General features: G+C 49.8%; 4 protein-coding genes. 3 read left to right on the plus strand and 1 reads right to left on the minus strand.

What is annotated here, in order from left to right; translation table 11 throughout:
- Nucleotides 1–5 precede the first annotated feature (5 nt).
- From AACS92_RS00950 to panP, 3 genes are read left to right on the plus strand one after another with little or no spacing between them, the layout of a single operon-like run.
- A complete protein-coding gene (locus AACS92_RS00950; RefSeq protein ID WP_339373537.1) occupies nucleotides 6–6722 on the plus strand; it encodes an amino acid adenylation domain-containing protein in 6717 nt (2238 codons plus the stop codon).
- Complete coding sequence (locus AACS92_RS00955) at nucleotides 6719–21505, plus strand: non-ribosomal peptide synthetase (RefSeq protein ID WP_099108246.1); 14787 nt, start codon at nucleotides 6719–6721, stop codon at nucleotides 21503–21505. Before AACS92_RS00950 ends, AACS92_RS00955 begins: the two co-directional genes overlap by 4 nt.
- A gap of 17 nt (nucleotides 21506–21522) precedes the next feature.
- A complete protein-coding gene (panP, locus tag AACS92_RS00960) occupies nucleotides 21523–23121 on the plus strand; it encodes a pyridoxal-dependent aspartate 1-decarboxylase PanP (protein ID WP_099108247.1) in 1599 nt (532 codons plus the stop codon).
- Nucleotides 23122–23345: 224 nt separating this feature from the next.
- Here panP and AACS92_RS00965 read toward each other — a convergent pair.
- A partial coding sequence (locus AACS92_RS00965; protein ID WP_369800363.1) for a transposase occupies nucleotides 23346–23582 on the minus strand: 237 nt, incomplete at its 5' end.

The raw sequence follows: 23582 nt of genomic DNA on the forward strand, positions 1-23582 counted from the left end.
CTACTATGAATCTCGATGATCTGAAACGTGCTGTTATGGAGAAAAGGCTTGAAGAGCAACTGAAAGCACGGGGTTATCAACAGCAGCAGTCAATAATAAAACCCGCGGATCGTAACCAGCCACTGCCATTATCTTTTGCTCAACAGCGGCTGTGGTTTCTCTGCCAGTTCGAACCGGCTGCCAGTCTGGCCTATCATCTGCCGGTAATACTCCGCCTTAGAGGTCAGCTTGACCGCCATGCGCTGAGTGCATCACTCGACCGTCTGGTTGAACGCCATGAAAGCCTGAGAACCCGTTTTGTGTCAGTGGAGGGAAAACCCTGCCAACACATTGATCCGGCCGATATTGGCTGTACTCTGTCTTATCATGACCTGAGCCAGTTATCTCCGGTTTTGCACACCGAGCGCATTACCGAGTTTATTGATACCGAAGCGCAAACTCCGTTCGATTTTACTCAGGAACGGCTGATTCGCGGTCAGTTGCTTCGTCTCAGCGATAAAGAGCATATTTTATTACTGACCCTGCATCATATTATTACTGACGGCTGGTCTACCGGTGTGCTGGTACGGGAGTTAGGCGATTTCTATCGTGCAGCCCTTGATGGTCACGATATCTCTTTATCACCATTACCTGTTCAATATGCTGACTATGCGGTCTGGCTACATGAACAAGCGCAGGGAAATAGCCTCGCGAAACAACGCGATTTCTGGTGTGAACAACTCAGAGATGCCCCGCCGCTGCTGACACTTCCTATTGATCGCCCACGCCCGGCAGTACAGAGCTATATCGGCGGCAAAGTCTCCTTTCATCTTGATGCCCTTTTACTGGCATCACTGAAGGCGCTGGGGAAACGCCATAACAGTACGCTGTTTATGACCCTCCTGACCGCATGGAGTATCGTACTGAGCCGCCTTAGCGGGCAGGATGATATTGTCATCGGCACCCCTGTTGCTAACCGTCCACACCGTGAGCTTGAAGGGCTGATAGGCTTCTTCGTCAATACGCTGGCTTTACGTATCACCTTCAATAACGATCTGAGTGTGGCTGATTTACTCACTCAAATCCGGGAGCAGTCACTGGCGGCCTATGCCCATCAGGATCTGCCCTTTGAACAGGTAGTGGAAGCGCTGCAACCTGAACGTAGTCTCAGCTACAGCCCGATTTTTCAGGTAATGATGGCCTTAAATAACACTCCGGCTCAAGAGCTAACGCTGCCGGAACTGCAACTCACGCCGATTGAGCAGAAGCATCGGGGTGCGCATTTTGATTTAACTCTATCACTGAACGAAATCGGAACAGGTTTAGCCGGGGATTTAGAATATGCCGCAGACCTGTTCGATCGCCCAACTGCTGAGCGTATGGTGGGTTATTTAACCCATGTATTAACTGCAATGGTGATTGATGATAGCCAGCCCGTAAACACACTGCCGATGTTGCCAGATTCAGAGCGACAACAAGTATTAGTGGATTTCAATGCCACACAGACAGCATTACCGCAAAATGCGCTAATCCATCAGTTAGTTGAAGCGCAGGTGTTACAGCGCCCCGATGCTATCGCTATAAGCTACGAGGGGCAGACACTGAGTTATGCTGAGCTGAACTGTCATGCCAATCGTCTGGCTCATCACCTGCTGGCACTGGGTATACGCCCGGACGATCCGGTTGCAATCTGTGCCGAACGCAGCCCGGAGCTGATAGTCGGTCTGCTTGCCATCCTGAAAGCAGGTGGTGCCTATGTGCCACTCGATCCGCATTACCCTGCTGAACGGCTGAGCTATATGCTGGAGGACGCCAGACCTGTAGCTCTGCTGACGCAGATAGCATGGTACGACAAACTGGACACCTTTGTGCCTGTCGTTTTGCTGGATAATTTATTGAGTGAGCAGGAAGCACCTCTGGCTGGCTATCCCACTCACAATCCGGATATTCAGACATCAGGTCTGACCTCGCATCATCTGGCTTATATCATTTATACGTCAGGCTCAACGGGCCAGCCTAAAGGTGTGATGATTGAGCACCGTAACGTAATTCGCTTACTTATCAATAATAACATTGCCGATATTACTCCCGATGATTGTGTTGCCCATTGCGCCAATATTTCATTTGATGCAGCAACGTGGGAAGTCTGGTCTGCGCTGGTACATGGTGCCAGACTCCTGCTAATACCGGAAAATACCTTGTTACAACCGGCTTATTTCAGTCAGTGTCTGTCATCAGCAGGTATCACGGCGTTATTTCTTACCACTGCCCTGTTTAACCAATATGCAGACTTACTTGCCCCAACCTTGCCGGGTCTGCGTTATGTTCTGTTTGGCGGCGAACAAGCCGATAGCCGCCCTGCTATTCAGTTATGGGCTGAGCATCCGCCACAACATTTATTGCACATGTACGGGCCAACGGAAGTCACTACTTTTTCCACCGCTTATAAGATCCCCTTTATCGATAGAGGTCATACTGAACGTATTGAAAAAGAAATAAAAATTCCCATTGGTGGCCCGATTGCCAACACTCAGATCTATATTCTTGACGCCGGCAAGCAGCCTGTTCCTCTCGGGGTAACGGGCGAAATTTATATTGCCGGTGAAGGAGTTGCCCGTGGTTATCTTAACCGTCCGCAGCTCACCGCTGAGCACTTTCTGGTGAACCCGTTTTCCTCAGTGCCTGATGCACGAATGTATAAGACCGGCGATCTGGGGCGCTGGCTGCCGGATGGCAATATTGAATACTGTGGTCGTAATGATTTTCAGGTCAAAATACGCGGTTTCCGCATTGAGTTGGGGGAAATTGAAAGCCACCTCTCCCAGTGTCATGGTGTGCAAAAAGCACTGGTTCTCGCCCGTGAAGAAGCCGGTGATGAGAAAACAGGTGCTAAAACAGGAAGTCAGAAACGGCTGATTGCCTATATACAGCCTCAGCCGGGGATGATACCGGAACCGGCAGAATTGCGTCAGCAGCTTGCCAGACACCTTGCTGATTATATGCTGCCCAGTGCTTTTATCATGCTGGATAATTTCCCGCTGACCGCTAACGGAAAAATTGACCGTGATACGCTTCCTGCTCCGGACGCCTCCGCTTTCGCGGTTCGCCACTATGAATCTCCGACAGGGGAAACAGAAACTTCGCTGGCACAAATCTGGCAAAGCCTGCTGGGGTTGGAGCGTGTAGGCCGCTTTGATCACTTTTTTGAGCTGGGCGGTCATTCACTGATGATTGTCAGCCTGATCGAAGAGCTACGCCGCATTGGCTGGCGCCTTGATATCCGCAGCGTATTTTCCACGCCGGTTCTCGCTGATATGGCGCAGGCTCTGCGCCGTGATGCTGACTCTTTTGTTGTGCCTGAGAACCTGATCCCTGAAGATTGCACTGTGATTATTCCTGAAATACTGCCATTGGTGACATTATCTCAGGCTCAGATTGATGCCATTGTCGGAACTGTGTCCGGTGGCGCTGGTAATGTACAGGATATTTATCCGTTATCGCCCTTGCAGGAAGGAATTCTGTTCCACCATCTGATGCAGGCTCAGGGAGATACCTACCTGTTACAGAGTTTGCTGGCTTTTGATAACCGCGAACGCCTTGACCAGTTTTTATCTGCTTTACAACAAGTGATCAACCGTCACGATATCCTGCGCAGCAGTGTTTTCTGGCAAGGACTGGAGCATCCTGTTCAGGTCGTCTGGCGTCAGGCACCACTGGAGATTAACGTCTTCACTCCAGATACGGAAAATAATATTCAGGGACAACTGCTGGCTCACACCGACCCACGCCAGCATCGTATCGATCTGACCCGTGCTCCGTTATTCACTGCTGATATCGCTCATGATACGGCACAAAATGAATGGCTGCTGGTATTACGTTTTCATCATCTGGTCAGCGATCATGTGACACTGGAACTGATTTTCGATGAAATTGCACTTATCTTGCACAAGCAGGAAACTGCCTTGCCTGCCGTATTGCCTTACCGCAATTTTATTGCCCGAACGCTGAGTGAGATTACCTCAGAACACGAAGATTATTTCCGTTCCCGGCTGGCTGATATCGATGCACCCACTGCGCCATTTGGCGTACTTTCAATACCGAATAACGAAAATCCAGAAGCAGAACAGAATGACTCTATTACGGAAGCACACCTTCCGCTTTCTCCTGAATTATCGGGTACCATCCGTGCGCTGGCACGGCAACTGAAAGTCAGCCCGAGTGTCCTGTTTCATGTCGCATGGGCGCAAGTACTGGCACAGACCAGCAATCGCGATGATGTAGTTTTTGGTTCCGTTTTGTCAGGCCGTCTGCAAGGCGGAGCTGGAGCTGACCATATACTGGGAATGTTTATCAACACTCTGCCCATTCGGATTTCCCTCGCAGATCGCAGCGTACAGACTGTGGTTCAGGATACTTATCAGGATTTAATCACACTGCTGGAACATGAACAGGCCCCGTTAACACTGGCACAAAGTTGCAGCGGTGTAGAACACGCCATACCACTATTCAGTACCTTGCTGAATTATCGACACTCTCAGGCCAGTGAAGAAAAAACGCCCAAAAACAGTTGGTCAGGTATGCGGGTTATCGCGGCTAAAGAAGGCACTAACTATCCCATCACTCTGTCAGTGGATGATTTAGGCTCAGACTTCCGTTTGTCTGTCCACGCGGTAGCCGGTATCGACCCTGTTCGCATTGCTCACTATCTGCAAACCGCCATCACGGGTTTGGTTGATGCCATGACACATCATCCTCAGCAATTAATCCTGCATATGCCGATTCTGCCGGAAATCGAACGGCAACAGCTGTTGATAGATTTTAACTCGCCTCGTGGTAAAACCGGGCAAGCGGGCTTCCCGCAGGATAAGTTGATCCACCAGCTGTTTGAAGCTCAGGTATTACAACGCCCTGATGCTATTGCGCTGACTTATGAAGATCAGACACTCAGCTATGAGGAACTGAACCAGCGTGCTAACCGGCTGGCACATTATCTGATTGCGCTGGGTGTGCGTCCGGATGATCGAGTGGCAGTTTGTGCCGAACGCAGCCCGGAACTGATCGTCAGCCTGCTCGCTATTCTTAAAGCGGGTGGGGCTTACGTACCCCTTGACCCGAACTATCCGGCTGAACGACTGGCCTATATGCTTGAAGATGCTGCGCCAATTGCCTTGCTGACTCAGGCGCCGTGGCATAACAAACTTAACAGCACCCTACCGGTGATCCTGCTGGACAATGTGTCAGACACCACTGCATTGTTGTCACACCAAAACCCTGATGTTCAGGCCTCGGAATTAACATCCCGCCAACTGGCCTATATCATTTATACGTCGGGATCAACGGGTCAACCAAAAGGCGTCATGGTCGAACACCGGAATGTAGTTTCTCTCGTTATCAACAATGGTTTTACCGATATCGGGCCGGATGACTGCATTGCACATTGTGCCAACGTGTCATTTGATGCGGCAATATGGGAAGTTTGGGCAGGTCTGGCTTATGGGGCACGTATTGTGCTATTTCCGGAAAAAGCCCTATTACAGCCCGATCAATTTGGTCAACGCCTGTCATCAGAGAGAGTGAGTGCACTGCTCCTGACTACGGCGCTATTTAATCAGTATGCCAACCTGATTACACCTGCGTTATCAGGTTTGCGCTATCTCCTGTTCGGAGGGGAGCAGGCAAATCCCCGTACTACCATGCGTTTCCGCGCGAAATATCCTTCACTGCATTTAGTTAATGCCTATGGGCCAACAGAGGCCACAACGATTGCCACTACTTATGAAATACCACTCATGGCAGAAAAAACCCGTGAAGGTGAAACCAACATCCCCATCGGGAAACCCATCGCCAATAGGCAAATCTATATTCTGGACAAACAGCACCAGCCTGTTCCTGTCGGGGTTGCCGGTGAGATTTATATTACGGGTTCCGGCGTTGCCCGTGGTTATCTGAATCGCCCCGAGCTGACTGCGGAACACTTTATTACTGATCCATTCTCTTCCGATCCTGATGCCCGTATGTACAAAACCGGTGATTTGGGGCGCTGGCGTGCCGATGGCAATATCGATTACCTCGGTCGCACTGATAATCAGATCAAACTGCGTGGTTTTCGCATTGAGCCAAGCGAAATTGAAGCCGGACTGATGCAGTGTCATGGTGTGTGTGAGGCAATTGTCCTGAGTCGCGAAGACGGAGCAGGACAGAAACAACTGGTTGCCTATCTGGTTGCTCAGGATGGCATTGAACTATCTCCAACTGAACTGCGCCGGCAGCTTTCCCGACACCTTGCCGACTATATGCTGCCCAGCGCTTTTGTCACGCTTGAATCTTTCCCGCTGACTCCCAATGGCAAACTGGATCGTCAGGCTCTGCCAGCACCTGATATGTCAGCTATTGTGACGCGTCCGTATGAAGCACCGAACGATGAAGAAGAGGCAACATTGGCAAAAATCTGGCAAAGCCTGCTGGGGTTGGAGCGTGTAGGCCGCTTTGATCACTTTTTTGAGCTGGGCGGTCATTCACTGATGGTAGGTCAGCTCGCAACCCGCATTCAGAATGAATTTTTGGTTGAGATCCCCATCGCTTCACTGTTTCTTTCCCCCAGACTGGCGGATCAGGCAGAAATCATTTTCGCAGCACAAAAGGAAGCGGTAGGACAAAACAATATTGACTTCCTTCAGGACACACTGGATTCAATGTCCGCAGAGGAATTAATGGCAATGTTAGGTGGAGAGAGTGACAAATGATAAAGAGCGATATGAATCTTGATGATCTGAAACGGGCTGTTTTGAAAAAGAAACTTAAAGAGCAATTACAAACTCAGCAGCACCAGAAACGACCGCCTGTTCAGCACGCTGACCGTGATCTGCCCCTGCCATTATCTTTTGCACAGCAACGCCTGTGGTTTCTTCATCAGCTCGAACCGGCGACCAGTCTGGCTTATCATATCCCCATGTCACTGCGCCTGACCGGGCAGCTGAATCATCATGCCCTGACAGCCGCCCTCAATCTGCTGGTCGCCCGCCATGAAATTCTTCGTACCCGTTTTATGCTTACCGAAGGCCAGCCATACCAGCATATTGACCCTGCTGACACGGGCTTTACCCTGACTTATCAGGATCTGCGTACGCTGGATTCAGAAACGCATATGCAGCATATTGCCGACATTGCCGCACTTGAAGCCCGAACTCCCTTCGACCTGACACAAGGGCCGCTGATCCGGGGTCAGCTATTACAATTAGCTGATGATGATCATGTCTTATTATTCACTCAGCACCATATTATTTTCGATGGCTGGTCAATTGGTGTACTGGCGCATGAACTGAGCGCCCTTTACCGCATCGAATGCGACCCAGATAATAATGACTCCGACAATAATAGTGATACATCACTCCCGCCACTGCCCATTCAGTACGCCGATTATGCGCTCTGGCAGCGGAATTGGTTACAGGGTGATGTTCTTGCGGAACAACGTGATTTCTGGAGCCGTCAGCTTAAAGGTGCGCCGGCTTTACTGTCACTCCCCACCGATCGCCCCCGTCCTGCCAGTCCGGGTTATACCGCCGGACAGGTACCGATTCAGTTTGATGCATCCCTGTCAGAAGCGCTGAAATTATTCGGGCAACGTCATCAGGCTACTCTATTTATGATGCTGCTGGCAGGCTGGAGTATCGTTCTATCCCGAATGAGCGGGCAGGATGATATCGTTATCGGCACCCCGGTCGCCAATCGGCCGGGAAATGAGCTTGAGAGTTTAATTGGGTTCTTCGTCAATACACTGGCGTTGCGGGTCACATTCAGTGAATCCCCGACAGTTGCAGAGTTACTCACGCAAATCCGTGAACGGTCACTTGCTGCCTATGCCCATCAGGAATTGCCCTTCGAGCAGGTAGTAGAAATAGTACAACCCGAGCGTAGCCTGAGTTATAACCCGATCTTTCAGGTTATGCTGGCCCTGAATAATACACCGGCAAAAACATTAACCCTGCCCGGCCTGCAACTGACGCCGGTGGAACAGGTACGTTACAGTACTCATTTCGATCTGACTTTATCGCTGACTGAAACCAAAGCCGGATTATTGGGTGAACTGGAATATGCCACTGATCTGTTCGATGCGGCCACCATTGAACGTATGATCGGTTATCTGAAACAGGTACTGATGGCAATGACAACAGATGCCATACAACCTGTTGCCAGATTGCCAATGCTGTCCGCTTCAGAGCAACAGCAATTGTTAGTGGAGTTTAATGCAACACAAACGTTTCAAACAGAAAACCCTCAAAACGCACTCATCCACACGCTTTTTGAAGCTCAGGCAGAACAGCATCCTGATACTACAGCTATCATTCACGGGGATCAGGTAATCAGCTATGCAGAACTGAATCAATACGCCAACCGGCTGGCTCATCATCTGATTGCCCTGGGTGTACGTCCGGATGACCGGGTTGCTATCTGTGTAGATCGGGGTCTGGAAATGGTGGTGGGATTACTGGCTATTCTTAAGGCGGGTGGTGCTTATGTGCCGCTTGACCCGACGTATCCGGCCGAACGACTGGTTTATATGCTCAAAGATTCCGCTCCGGTCGCATTACTGGTTCAGCCGTCAACTTGTCAGGCCATTCATTCCGATACCGTGCCCGCCATCATGCTCGATATCCAGACGCCATTTATGGAAGAACAACCAAAGCATAATCCAGAGATACCCAGCATAACGGATCAGCATCTGGCTTATATCGTTTACACCTCCGGTTCAACGGGCGTTCCCAAAGGCGTAATGAGCAGCCACCATGCACTGGGTAATCGGCTGTCGTGGTTTATACGCGATATCGTGACATTCCCGCTTATCACAGCACTGAAAACCAGTATCAGTTTTGTGGATTCGATAACAGAAACTCTGAGTACATTACTGGCGGGAGGACGGCTGGTGGTTTTCGACAACCACGAAGTGAAAGATCCTGCCCGCTTCTGCGCAGGTCTAGAACATTATGGTGTGAATTCACTGGTTGTTGTTCCTTCCTTTTTACAGCTCTTAATACGGGATCGTAATGAACATGCCCTGAAATCAGTCAGGATATTGATTTGCAGCGGAGAACGGCTGGCACCCGAACTGGCACGACAAGTAGTCACAAATTATCCGTGGCTCCGATTGTTCAATTTTTATGGCTCAGCAGAAATTAATGGTGATACAACATGGTATGAATACGATGCAGCGCGTGGTGTGCCGGATGTCTCCGTCATCGGACGCCCAATTGCTAATACCCGCTGCTATATTCTGAATCCTGACAGGCAACTGGTTCCGTCTGGTGTCACTGGCGAAATTTATATTGCCGGAGCCGGAGTGGCTCGTGGATATCTGAATCGCCCTGAACTGACGGCGGAACGTTTCCTTGCCGATCCATTCTCCCCTGCTCCGAATGCGCGTATGTATAAAACCGGTGATCTGGGGCGCTGGCTGTCAGATGGCAACATTGAGTATCTCGGTCGTAATGACTTTCAGGTGAAAATACGGGGTTTTCGTATCGAACCGGGGGAAATCGAAACACAATTAATGCAATGTGATGGTGTACGCGAAGCGGTGGTTATTGCCCACGAAGGAGGTTATGCAGAAAAAACAGGCAGCCAGAAACAATTAGTTGCTTATCTGCTGGCTCAGGATGGCATTGAACTGACTCCAGCACAATTACGCCAGCAACTCGCTCAGCATCTTGCTGATTATATGCTGCCCAATGCCTTTGTCATCCTCGATGCCTTTCCGCTGACGCCCAATGGTAAGCTGGATCGTCAGGGGCTTCCTGCTCCAGATCAATCAGCGGTAATCACCCGAAGTTATGAAGCCCCCACAGGCGAAATGGAAATTGCGTTAGCCCGGATCTGGCAGACGTTGCTGGGGCTGGAAAAAGTTGGTCGGCATGATCACTTCTTCGAACTCGGCGGGCATTCCCTGATGATTGTCAACATGATTGACCAGTTGCACAATATTGGGTTACGACTTGATGTACGGAATGTATTTGCAACTCCTATCCTGAGCGAACTGGCGCAGGCGATTTTAGTCTATCAGCGTGATACTCCGGCTTTTGTAGTACCACCTAATCTCATTACCACAGACTGCACAGCGATTACTCCGGATATGCTGCCACTGGTTTCCCTGTCACAATCAGAGATAGATGCCATTGCCGCAACCATTCCCGACGGAGTCAGCAATATACAGGATATTTACCCACTGGCACCGCTACAGGAAGGGGTTCTGTTCCATCATTTATTACAGACTCAAGGGGATGATTACCTGCTGCAAAGCCTGCTGGCCTTTGACTCCCGTGAACGCCTTGACACCTTTCTGGCCGCATTGCACCACATCATCGATCGCCATGATATTCTGCGCACCTCTGCTTACTGGCAGGATCTGGCTCAACCTGTTCAGGTAGTCTGGCGGCGGGCACCACTGCATATTCATCACTTCATACCGACAACTGAAAACGAAGTGCTATCACAGCTAAGTGCTCACACTGACCCGCACCATAATCGCCTCAATCTGAACCTCGCGCCGTTATTCTCTGCTGATATTGCTTATGATGCAGCACAGGATGAATGGCTGCTGTCGCTGCGTTTTCACCATCTGGTCAGCGACCATATGACACTGGAACTGATTTTTGCCGAAATCGCTCAGGTATTGCAGGGGCAGGCGGAATCACTGCCAGTAGCTCTACCCTACCGGGATTTTATCGCCCGAATTTTAAATGTGCCTGTTTCAGTACATGAGGACTATTTCCGTACCCGGCTTGCCGATTTTACTGAACCCACTGCGCCATTCGGCATCATCAGAATACCAAACGATAACCGTGTTATTCATCAGTCTCATCTATCGGTTGATCCGGCTCTGGCAAAGCATGTCCGTACTCAGGCCCGCCATCTGGGTGTCAGCCCCAGTGTACTGTTCCACGTCGCATGGGCTCAGGTGCTGGCTCATACCAGCGGTCATGACGATGTTGTTTTTGGCTCTGTATTGCTGGGCCGTTTACAGGGGATATCCGGGGTTAAGCGCATACTGGGGATGTTTATCAATACCCTGCCAGTCCGGATTTCCCTGACTGATCGCAATTTGCAGAAAACAGCAAGTGTTCAGGAAGTCGTACAGGCCACTTATCGTAATCTGACTCATCTGCTGGAACATGAGCAGGCTCCGCTATCACTGGCACAACAATGCAGTGGCGTGGCTCAGCCGATGCCCCTGTTCAGCGCCTTACTGAATTACCGGCATAGCCAGAGTAATGAAACAGAAACAGTCAGTACAACCTGGGAAGGCATACGGGTTCTGGCAGCGGAAGAACAGACTAACTACCCTGTCACACTCACCGTGGATGACTTAGGCGAAGATTTCCAGTTGAAGGCACAGACCGTAACCGGAATCAATGCTGACCGTATACTCCAGTACCTGCTCACTGCGGTCAGTAGTCTGGCTGATGCCCTGTCTCATAACCCTCAGCAACCGATTTTACCGTTGCCGGTCATTCCGGCTTCGGAGCAACAGCAATTATTGCTGGATTTCAATCAGACTCAGGCTCTTTTCCTGCCAACAGACAGCCCACAAAGCGGGCTTATCCACCAGCGCTTTGAAACCAAAGCCCTGCATCACCCCGATGACATTGCGGTGGTACACGGTCAGCAATCACTCAGTTATGACGAGCTGAATCGCCATGCTAACCGCTTAGCTCATCATTTAATTTCGTTGGGTGTGCGCCCGGATGACCGGGTTGCTATCTGTGTCGAACGGGGTCTGGAAATGGTGGTGGGATTACTGGCTATTCTCAAAGCAGGTGGGGCTTATGTGCCACTTGATCCGGCCTATCCGTCTGAACGACTGGTTTATATGCTCAAAGACTCTGCTCCGGTCGCATTGCTGGTTCAGCTATCGACCTGTCAGGTTATTCACTCCGATATCCTGCCAAAATCTGCGGGATCTTTGCCGAAAGTCCTGCTCGATATTCAGACGCCGTTTATGGAAGAACAGCCAGAGCACAATCCGGAAATATCCGGTATGACGGATCAGCATCTGGCCTATGTCGTTTACACGTCCGGTTCAACAGGTGTGCCTAAAGGTGTCATGAATAGCCACCATGCCCTGAGTAACCGGCTGTTGTGGTTTGTGGACGATATAGCGACCTTCCCGCTTATCACCGCGCTGAAAACCAGCATCAGCTTTGTGGATTCGATAACAGAAACACTGGGAACATTACTGGCGGGAGGACGGCTGGTGGTTTTCGACAACCATATGGTAAAAGATCCTGCCCGCTTATGTGCTGGTTTACAGCATGCTGAGGTGAATTTACTGGTTGTCGTTCCTTCCTTGTTGAAACTCTTAATACAGGATAGTCATGAGCATACCCTGAAATCAGTCAGGATACTGATTTGCAGCGGAGAACGGCTGGCCCCCGAACTGGCACAGCAGGTAGTGACAAATTATCCGTGGCTCCGATTGTTCAATTTTTATGGTTCATCTGAAATTAATGGTGATGCGACATGGTATGAGTACGATGCTGGACGTGGCGTACCGGATGTCTCCGTAATCGGGCGTCCAATCGCCAACACCCGCTGCTATATTCTGAACCCTGACAGGCAACTGGTTCCGTTTGGTGTCACTGGCGAAATCTATATCGCCGGTGCCGGATTAGCCCGTGGTTATCTGAATCTTCCGGAACTGACGGCGGAACGTTTCCTGCCCGACCTCTTTTCTTCCCAACCGAACGAGCTGATGTATAAAACCGGCGATCTGGGTCGCTGGCTGCCGGACGGAAATATCCAGTACCTCGGGCGCAATGATTTTCAGGTTAAGCTACGTGGTTTCCGTATTGAACTGGGTGAAATTGAAGCGCAGTTATTACAGTGTCACGGCGTACGGGAAGCCGTCGTTCTGGTACGTGAAGATGAACCCAATCAGCAACGTCTGGTGGCTTATCTGCGTTCACATGAAGGAGCTGTACTGATCCCGGCTGAACTGCGCCAGCAGCTTTCTCTGCATCTTGCTGAGTATATGTTGCCCGGTGCTTTTGTCACGTTAGAGACATTCCCACTGACACCGAATGGTAAGCTGGATCGTAAAGCTTTTCCTGCACCGGATAGTACCGCGATGGTGACCCAGAATTACGTGGCTCCGGTTGGTGAAACTGAAATTGTTCTGGCGCAAATCTGGCAGGAACTTCTGGGGCTGGAAAGAGTCGGCCGCTATGACCATTTTTTTGAACTCGGGGGGCATTCGCTGCTGGCTGTTCAGCTTGCTGGCCGTATTCGTCAGATGCTGGGGCGTGAGTTACCCATACAGAAGATATTTGACCAGCCAGTGCTGGTGGCATTAGCACATACCCTTGCTGATGCGGCAACGACCACACAAGTCATTATCCCCAGTGCTGACAGCAATCAGCTTCTGCCGCTCTCCTTTGCTCAACAACGGCTGTGGTTTCTGGGGCAACTCGATCCGGCTGCCAGCCTCGCCTACCATCTTCCGGCGGCACTGCGTCTTACCGGCTTACTTAATCGGCAGGCACTGACTAGCACACTCAATCATCTGATTGCCCGCCATGAAAGTCTGCGTACCCGTTTTATCTCCATCGACGGGCATCCTTACCAGCATATCGATCCTGCTGGTATGGGTTTTTCCCTGCCCTGCCATGACCTGCGCCAGCTTGATCCGGCTTTACAGCGCAGCCGGGTTGCTGAACTTGTCGATCTCGAAGCCCGGACACCTTTTGATTTTGCGCAGGGCTCTCTGATACGCGGACAGTTAATTCAGCTGGCTGATGACGAGCATATATTGTTACTCACTCTGCATCACATCATTACTGACGGCTGGTCGCTGGGTATACTGGTGCGTGAACTGGGCGATTTTTACCTGTCTGCTCTTGACGGTAGTGATAACCCCTTACTGCCATTGCCTATTCAGTATACCGACTATGCTGTCTGGCAGCGCGATCAACAGCAACAAGTGGCCCTGAATGCACAACGCGACTTCTGGTGTCGCCAGCTTGCTGACATTCCGGCTCTATTGACACTACCTACTGATTACCCACGTCCGGCAGTACAAACCTATGCCGGCGGGCAGGTTCCTCTCCACCTTGATATCCGCTTACTGACATCGCTTAAGGAATTAGGCCAGCGCCACAGCACCACGCTGTTTATGACCCTGCTGAGCGCATGGAGCATCGTACTTGCCCGCCTGAGCGGGCAGGATGATATTGTTATCGGCACGCCGGTTGCCAACCGCCCGCATAAAGAACTGGAAGGTCTGATTGGTTTTTTTGCGAATACACTGGCATTACGTGTCAAATTCAGTCGCGAACTCAAAGTGACAGATTTGCTGGCGCAGGTTCGTGAACAATCGCTTGCTGCCTATGCTAATCAGAACCTGCCGTTCGAGCAGATCGTGGAGGCCTTACAGCCCGAGCGCAGCCTCAGCTACAGCCCGATCTTTCAGGTAATGCTGACGCTGAATAATACACCACCTCAGAAGCTGGTACTGCCCGGTTTACAGCTTTCATCGGTTGAACAGTCTCATCATGGCGCTTATTTTGATTTAACCCTGTCACTGACAGAAACCGAATCCGGTCTGGCAGGAGCTTTAATCTATGCTGCTGATTTGTTTGATCACACCACGGCTGAACGTATGACGGGCTATTTCACTAATATACTGGCAGCGATGGTAAGCAATGAAAACAGAACCGTCGCTACCCTGCCGATCATATCGGAACAGGAAAAACGGCAGTTACTGGTGGATTTTAACGCTACACAGGTAAGTTACCCACAAAATGCCTTAATTCATCCGCTGGTTGAGATTCAGGCAGAACAATACCCTGATGCAATCGCAGTAGAATTCGAAGATCAAACCCTGAGTTATGGCGAACTGAATCGCCGTGCCAATCAGCTGGCGCACTATCTGGTGACACAAGGTGTTCGCCCTGATACACGTGTAGCAATCTATCTTGAACGCAGCCCGGAGATGGTAGTGGGATTACTCGCCATTCTTAAGGCCGGCGGTGCTTATGTCCCCCTTGACCCGACTTATCCGGCTGAACGGCTGGCCTATATGCTGCAAGATTCAGCTCCGCTGGTTTTACTCACCCATACAGTTTTACTCACCCGAACAGCACTGGCAGAGACATTAAACCCTGCGCCATCCTGTACTATCGTGTTGCTTGATGAACCGCAGTCTTATCTGGCTGGGCAGCCAGATCATAATCCAGATACACAATCAATGGGGTTGAAGCCTCACCATCTGGCTTATGTGATTTATACCTCGGGATCAACCGGATTACCTAAAGGAGTAGAGATGCCACTAATGGCGCTGTCAAATTTACTACAATGGCAGCGTCAGGCTGATTCATGCCTCTCCAGAAACGGTAAAACCCTGCAATTTGCAGCACTGGGATTTGATGTCGCTTTTCAGGAAATCTTCACTACGCTAAGTGAAGGCGGTTGTCTGGTGCTGATTGATGAAACCCTGCGTCGGGAGCCTCTGCAACTCCTGCGGCTGATTCAGCAAAAGCAGATTAACCGCATTTTTCTGCCTTTTATTGCGCTTCAGCACCTTGCCGAAGCCGACAGCCATCGCGCAGGCAATAGTCATGAGAGCGATATATCCTGTCTGGCCCATATTATTACTGCCGGTGAACAATTGCGTATCACCCCGACCATCCAGCGTTTTCTGCAACGTGCGGGACATTGTCGGTTACATAATCACTATGGCCCGACGGAAAGTCACGTTGTCACGTCCTATACCTTAGACAAGGAAATTGAACACTGGCCGGTTCTGCCGCCTATCGGGCGCCCGATCGCCAATGATCAGATCTATATTCTTGATGAATATTGCCGTCCTGTGCCTCTTGGTGTTGCCGGTGAGCTTTATATTACGGGCATAAGCATTGCTCGGGGTTATCTGAATCGTCCGGAGCTTACCGCCGAACGCTTCCTGATTAATCCGTTCTCAACGGAACCTCATGCCCGTATGTATAAAACCGGCGATCTTGCCCGTTGGTTACCCGACGGCAATATTGAATATCTCAACCGTAATGATTTTCAGGTGAAAATACGCGGTTTTCGTATCGAACTGGGTGAAGTTGAGGCTCAGCTGATGCTGTGCCACGGCGTACGGGAAGCTGTCGTTATCGCCCGTGAAGAAGTTGAAAATAACCAGAAACGGCTGGTCGCTTATCTGTGCCCACAGGAAGGCGTGAGTCTGAGCCCTGCTGAATTACGCCAGCAGTTGGCCCGGCATCTTGCGGAATATATGCTGCCCATGGCTTTTGTGATATTAGATAAGCTTCCGTTAACGCCTAACGGCAAACTGGATCGTAAAGCACTCCCTGCTCCGGATTCATCGGCTATTGCTACCCGTGATTATGTGGCTCCGGTTGGTGAAACAGAAACTGTTCTGGCGAAAATCTGGCAAGAGTTACTCGGGCTGGAACAAGTTGGGCGATATGATCACTTTTTTGAGCTGGGTGGGCATTCGCTGCTAGCTGTTCGACTGGCCGCCCGCGTGCGTCAAATGCTGAAACGCGAGTTACCTCTGCAACAATTATTTTCCCAGCCAGTCCTGATGGATTTAGCACAGGCTATTGCTGAGGCTGATACGACCAACCAAACTATGATAGCCGTGGCAGATCGCAGCCAAAGGCTGCCTTTATCCTTTGCACAACAACGGTTATGGTTTCTTGGTCAGCTCGATCCTGCCGCCAGCCTTGCTTATCATCTTCCGGCGGCGTTACGCCTGACCGGCAGGCTGCATCATCAGGCGTTATGCTCCGCGCTTGATAATCTTGTAGCCCGTCATGAGGGATTACGCACTCGGTTTGTATCAAATGAAAACCAGCCTTATCAGCATATTGATGCTGCCGATATCGGCTTTGACTTATCCAGCCATGATCTTCGCCTGCTCGATACAGACGAGAAAAACCAGCGGGTTGCCGAAATTGCTGAACGTGAAGCACAAATGCCTTTCGATTTTGCCTGTGGACCACTCATTCGTGGTCAATTGCTGCAACTGGCTGATGAAGAACACATTCTTCTGATCACCTTGCACCATATTATTACCGATGGCTGGTCAATCGGGATACTGGTACGGGAATTAGGGGTTTTCTACCGTGCAGCGCTCAATGGACAGACTGCCGTTTTACCGCCACTCCCCATTCAATACGCTGACTACGCCGTCTGGCAACATCAATTATTACAGGAAACTGTCCTTGCTGAACAACGTGATTTCTGGCGTAAGCAACTTAAAGATGCTCCCGTTTTACTGACACTACCGACTGACCGGCCTCGCCCGAAAGTACAAACCTATGTTGGTAGTCAGGTTGCTTTCCACCTCGATAACCGCGTGTTGTCTTCACTGAAAACCCTTGGAAAGCGTCATAATACGACCCTGTTTATGACCGTACTGGCTGGCTGGGGCATTGTCCTTGCCCGACTCAGTGGTCAGGATGATATTGTCATCGGCACCCCCGTTGCTGGCCGTCCGTACCCTGAACTCGAAGGATTAATGGGTTTCTTTGTCAATACACTGGCATTGCGTATTCAGTTTGATGAAAAACTTAATGTCGCGGATTTACTGGCACAGGTCAGAGAAAGTGCGCTAGCAGCCTTTGCTCATCAGGAATTACCTTTTGAACAGGTGGTGGAAGCCTTACAGCCTGAACGCAGACTCAGCTATAGCCCTGTTTTTCAGGTCATGCTGGCCTTAAATAATACGCCAGCTCAGCAACTGATTTTACCTGAGTTACAGTTCACTCCACTTGAACAGACACAGCACACCACCCATTTTGATTTAATGCTATCACTGGTTGAAACTGAATCTGGCCTGGCAGGCGCACTATCCTATGCCACTGACCTGTTTGATCATTCAACCATTGAGCGTATGGTCGGCTATTTCACAAATATACTGACAGCAATGGCGGCTGATGAAAAGCAAGCGGTTATGACACTACCAATGCTACCAGAATTGGAACAGCAGCAACTATTGGTAGATTTTAATACGACTCAGGCTACTTTCTTCCAAACAGACAATCCGCAAGGTGGCCTGATCCACAAACTGTTTGAAGCTCAGGCAGAACAATTCCCTGATGCGATTGCGGTAGTATTTGACGATCAGGCCATAAGTTACAGTGAACTTAACCGCCGGGCTAATCGTCTGGCCCATTATTTGATTGCATCGGGTGTGCGCCCTGATGATCGAGTCGCGGTTTGTCTTGAACGCGGCCCAGAAATGGTTGCTGGCTTACTCGGTATTCTTAAAGCGGGAGGAGCTTACGTTCCGCTTGATCCGGCTTACCCGGCAGAGCGGCTGAAGTATATGCTCAAAAACTCTGCTCCGATAGCCTTGCTGACTCAGTCTGAAATCTATCAGACCATTTCTCTCGATATATTATGCGATTTAGAATCTGCGGATACTCTGCCAATCATCCTTTTAGATATCCAGACACCGTTTATGGATACACAACCAGAACATAATCCGACAGTATCCGGTATAACAGATCAGCATCTGGCCTATGTTGTTTACACGTCAGGTTCAACGGGGGTTCCTAAAGGTGTCATGAGCAGCCACCAAGCCCTGAGTAACCGGTTATTGTGGTTTGTGAACGACATAGTGACACTTCCGCTTATCACAGCACTGAAAACCAGTATCAGCTTCATTGATTCAATAACAGAGACGCTGAGTACCCTATTAGCAGGAGGGCGACTGGTGGTTTTCGACAACCATGAGGTGAAAGATCCTGCCCGATTCCTTGCAAACCTACAGCATACTGGTGTGAATTTACTGGTCATCGTTCCTTCCCTGTTGAAGATCTTAATCCAGAATAATGATGAACACATCCTGAAATCTATCAGGATATTGATTTGCAGCGGGGAGCAGCTGACACCCGAACTGGCTCGGCAGTTAGTCACTAATTATCCGTGGATCCGGCTGCTTAATTTTTATGGTTCATCTGAAATTAATGGGGATGCTACATGGTATGAGTACGATGCTGCGCGTGTTGTCCCTGATGTCTCCATAATCGGCCGTCCCATTGCCAATACCCGCTGTTATATTCTTAATCCTGACAAGCAACTGATTCCCGTTGGTGTCATTGGTGAAATCTATATCGCCGGTGCCGGATTGGCCCGTGGTTATTTAAATCAGCCAGACCTGACGGCTGAGCGCTTCCTGCCCGATCCTTTTTCTGCCAATCCGAATGAGCGGATGTATAAAACAGGCGATCTCGGGCGCTGGTTGCCGGATGGCAATATCGAATATCTTGGCCGTAATGATTTTCAGGTTAAGCTACGAGGCTTCAGAATTGAGCTCGGTGAAATAGAAACCCGGCTGGCAAAATGTGATGGAGTACGTGAAGCGGTAGTCATTATCCGTGAAAACCCTGTTGATGAACAAACAGGCGGACAAAAACGTCTGGTTGCTTACTTATTACCGCATATGGGCGCTAAGTTAGTCCCGGCTGAACTTCGTCGGCAACTTGCCCAACATCTTGCTGAGTACATGCTACCCAGTGCTTTTGTGACTTTGGAGGCTTTCCCATTAACCCCTAATGGTAAACTTGATCGGCAGGCACTACCTGCTCCTGATTTATCCGCAATGATAGTACATAATTATGCCGCCCCGATGGGCGAAACTGAGATCGCGCTGGCACAGATTTGGCAGGATCTATTGGGACTGAAGCGAGTTGGCCGTTATGACCATTTCTTTAAATTGGGCGGTCACTCATTACTCGCCATACAACTACTAAACCGAATGAAGGAACAGGAAATGGAAGCTCCACTGACCGCTTTGTTTGCTCACCCCACACTATGTGAGCTGGCTACCGCTGTGGATAAACACCTTGCCGTACCAGAATCTCCGTTTGATGCAAACCCAGTACCGTTAAGCCCGTCTGGTTCTTTACCTCCACTATTCCTGATACACGAGACTTCCGGCGATCCGCTGGTTTATTCTCCACTGGCAACGCTACTGCCGGCTGAGCTTCCCGTTTACGCACTACAGGCGCTTGGCATTCATACACTGAAACAGCAACCCACCTCCATTGAAGAACTTGCCGCCTGCCATATTCAGGCAATCCGCCGTATTCAGCCTCAGGGGCCGTATCGTCTGGCTGGCTGGTCTATTGGTGGCCTGATTGCTTATGAAATCGCTCAACAGTTAATCAATGACAATGAAGTCGTGGAATTCCTTGGCATGATTGACACCTATAATTATGTCAATGACGATACTGATAACAATACGCTTAATGAAGACAGGGAAAGTGAAGATAAAACAGCTGTACAAATCGGGTTAATCATTGATTCACTGCGTACTCAGAAGAATATTGATGATGAGCAGGCGCTGGAAGCACTGTACAAACTCAGTAGTCTGGAGCAGGTTATTGATTACTGCATTGAGCATCAATGGGTACCGGCGAATATCACGCAGAACGATATCCTTACACGTACTCATACCGCTGAACTGATCACCCGGCTGGGACAAGACTATGTTCCGCCCAAGTCATCCCTGCCTGTTCATCTCTATGCCGCAGATGAGTCAAACAATCGTGACCGCTGGCATGGCTGGCACGATATCGCCGGGCACCATTCTGTACTCTGCCCCATTGGCGGAACACACTTTTCTATTATGCAGCCTCCTTTCCTTAATCAGATTGCAGATTCAATTACTGAGCAGATACAGGCCGTTCCGGCTTTCGACCCGCGTGTGATCATTCAGCTGGGTTCTAAATCAGTCTCCCCGCTATTCTGTCTGCCCGGAGCTGGAGCCAGCCCGTCCAGCCTGCTTGAACTGGCGTTATCATTCCCATCGCAACTGCCCATTTATGCTTTACAGGCCCGTGGTTTTACTGCTGAGCACAATTACCCGCATACCAGCGTTGAAGGGGCTGCCCGGGCTTACATCCGGACTATTCGTGAGATTCAGCCTCACGGGCCTTATCATCTGTTGGGCCACTCTTTTGGTGGCTGGATCGCCTTTGAAATCGCCTTACAACTACAGGCAGAGGGCGAACAGGTCGCTGACCTCATTCTTGTTGATACAGACGAACCCAACCAACAAGGCTCTATCCATAAGCCTGTCAGCCATACTGAGACGATAATGGAGTTGATTGATATCTACGATATGATCTTAGATCAGCCGCTTTCTCTCACCCGACAGGATTTTGAAAACCTGACACAGAATGAGCAGCACCAGCTTTTACACAATGCCTTAATAAAAGCCGGCCTTTTCCCGGCAAAAACATCAGTATCACTACTGCAAGGGATCATTCGCGTTATGCAGGCTAACCTGAACACCCGCTATATTCCCCGGACACGTTATGAAGGGCTCGTCCATCTGATTAATGCAGAAGATGAAAACCCGGATGAAATAAAAAACCGTGAAACTCAATGGCGCACACATGTTGCAGAACTGGACGCGATGCCTGTGTCCGGCAATCATATGACCATGTTATCCACTCCATCAACCAAACTCTGGGTGGGTAAACTCTGGCAGAAACTGGCAAATACAATCAGGTAAGTCTAAAGAGGCAAACTATGCAGGATTTTCTCAACCCATTTATGACAAATATCGGTGCGCAGGAGTTGTCTGCACTGGAAGCGGACATCACAGATAACCCGGTCAGCTATTGTCATGATAGGTTAAACAGGCCGGTATGCAGCCTTGAAGAGCTGGAAAAACAGTTCTCTTCCGTAAACATACCGGAATGCCCGGTTGATACCGGAATATACACCCGGTATCTGAGCGAAAATGTGCTAAATCAGGTTATGCCTGTTTCCTCACCTGCCTTTGTGGGCCATATGACATCTGCTCTTCCCCTGCACTTACCGGCGCTGGGGAAGATACTGACAGCACTGAACCAAAATGTCGTCAAACTGGAAACTTCCCACGCCCTGACCGCGTTGGAGCGCCAAGTCTTGGGAATGATGCACAAACTCGTCTACAACTGTGATGACAACTTCTATCAAAAGTGGCTTCACAATGGTGATCATGCGCTGGCGAGCTTCTGCTCCGGCGGAACGTTGGCTAATCTGACTGCATTATGGGCATGCCGGAATCAGCTTATGCCCGCAGATGGAGATTTTGCCGGACTGACTCGTGAAGGCTTAGCCCGTGGGCTAATCCATTATGGCTATAGCGGACTGGCGATTCTGGTATCAGAACTGGGACACTATTCACTGAAAAAGGCCGTCGATGTACTGGGTCTTGGGCAGGATGCGCTGGTTAAAATCGCCACAGACAAAGACGGGAAAATCTGTATTGACGACCTGCTCATTCAGTTACAGGAACTGCGCCGACGTAATATCAAACCGATGGCGATTGTCGGCATCGCCGGCAGTACCGAAACCGGCTCTATCGACCCGCTGGATGCGCTGGCTGATATCGCTGAACGAGAGCAGTGTCATTTTCACGTCGATGCCGCATGGGGAGGTGCCAGCCTGTTATCAGAACGCTACCGGCACTTATTCAAGGGTATCGAGCGTGCAGATAGCGTAACTATTGATGCACATAAACAAATGTACGTCCCAATGGGATCAGGCATGGTGCTATTCCGTCAGCCCACTATGGCCGATGCTATTGAGCAACATGCTAATTACATCTTGCGCAAGGGATCAAAAGATCTGGGCAGACATACTCTGGAAGGTTCACGTAGCGCGATGTCGCTAATGCTGCATAGTAACCTTCACCTGCTTGGGCGACAAGGAATGGCAGCTCTGATAGATGCCGGCATTGAGAAAGCACATCAGTTTGCGGACTTCATTCACCAACAGGAAGATTTCGAACTAATCAGCAAGCCGCAGCTTTGTCTGTTAACTTACCGCTACGCCCCACCTGCTGCAATTAAACTGATGCGTGAGGGTTCTGAACCGATACGACAAAAAGTGCAGGATATGCTTAATGCCCTCAATCAGAATATCCAGACCATGCAGCGCTCTGCCGGAAAAACATTTGTTTCACGTACCAGTATTAAACCTGCGCAATGGGATAAACAACCAACGACTGTTTTTCGCGTTGTGCTGGCAAATCCACTGACAACGCCGGAAATACTAGAGGATATGATTAAAGAACAGCGCCAACTGGCAAGGCAAAGTGAGTTCTGGGAAGGTTTGCAGGATTTGCTGGGGTTAAAGTGAAATAGGTTCTGAAAGAGGGGGCATCATGAGTCGATACGGGACTGACTAAGCAGCTTCGATATTGGAGCAGCCGATAATATATTGTACATTTATCGGCCTTCAATAAAGATTATCGCCCTGACAATCAAGGCCAGTGACTGACCGATAAAACAGAGGGATATGTTGTGGCAAAAAAAGAAAAACAGCCTAATCAACCTCAGCTTCGCTTAAAAATAGCGATCTCATTATCCCGTAGATTCAAGCTCGGTTTTTTTAGGTTGGAATGTATAAGCAATAAGGCCGGCAGTAACTTCCAATAAAAAACCGAGTTGACTGCGATGCCTTGAATGCTCTATCTGAGAAATATTCTTGAGCTGATCGACGACGGTTTCTATCAAAAACCGCCGCCTTAACATCAATCTATCCCAGAGAGATAATGCCTTGGCTTTCATGTTACTCCGGACATTCGTGATTAACGTGAC

This window comes from Xenorhabdus sp. KJ12.1, from assembly GCF_963876495.1.
Classification (GTDB): domain Bacteria; phylum Pseudomonadota; class Gammaproteobacteria; order Enterobacterales; family Enterobacteriaceae; genus Xenorhabdus; species Xenorhabdus stockiae.